Annotated in this window: 1 protein-coding gene and 1 pseudogene; both read right to left on the reverse strand. The window is 78.6% G+C overall.

Annotated features, from left to right (window positions below):
* On the reverse strand, window positions 1–654 hold a 654-nt coding region (locus tag AE652_RS42400; protein WP_304414279.1), incomplete at its 3' end, for a GTP-binding protein.
* Window positions 651–795 (reverse strand): annotated as a pseudogene (locus AE652_RS42405) (30S ribosomal protein S14); the annotation flags it as partial. The pseudogene AE652_RS42405 and the gene AE652_RS42400, both read right to left, overlap by 4 nt.

A 795-nucleotide genomic window follows, 5' to 3' on the forward strand; every position in this document is an offset into this window, starting at 1 on the left:
CGACATCCACCAGGCCCACGAGGGCTGGGGCCGGACGGTCCGGGCGGTGGCGTGCAGCTGGCGCAGGAGGGCGAGCCCCGGCGCGTGCGCCGCGGCGCGCGGCACGGCGAGCGTGCCGGCGTACTCGATCTGGTGGGCGAGCGCCTCGGCGCGGGTCCGGTCGTCGCGCGAGGCGGTCTGCTCGCCGTGCTCCGCCAGGTCGTCGGGGACGGAGAGCTCGCCGACCAGCCGGTCCGGGTCGACGGCGGTGACCACGCCCGCCAGTTCGACGGCGTCGTCGAGCGGCCGCCCGTCCACCTCTCCCCCGGCGATCACCTCGACCGCGGGGTGCGGGTCGCTGCCGCCCCACAGTTCGACGATCGCCAGTCCGTACCGGCCGCCGTCGGCGATCTCCAGCAGCCGGGGCAGCAGGTCCTCGCGCAGGGCGCAGCACGGGCAGTCGTTCGCCAGCGGGACGTCGGCCACGTCGAAGGCCCCGGCGGCGTCGCGCAGCTCGCGGCGGGCGGTGCCGAGCGCGGCGTCCCGCAGGTCGTGGTGCAGGACCACGGCGTCCACCGCGGCCGCCGCCAGTTCCGCGACGGCGGCCCGGCGCTGCTCCGCGTGCAGGCCGGCGACGACCACCACCGGCAGCCTGGTCCCGTCCACGGCGCTCACCAGCTCGCCTTGCGGACGCCGGGCAGGTGCCCGGCGTGGGCGTGGGCGCGCAGGTTGACCCGGGAGAGGCCGAAGGCCCGCAGGTAGCCGCGGGGCCGGCCGTCCACGGCGTCCCGGTTGCGGACCCGGGTGGCGCTGGCG

The sequence above is a fragment of the Kitasatospora sp. MY 5-36 genome (assembly GCF_001182915.1).
Taxonomy (GTDB): Bacteria; Actinomycetota; Actinomycetes; order Streptomycetales; family Streptomycetaceae; genus Kitasatospora.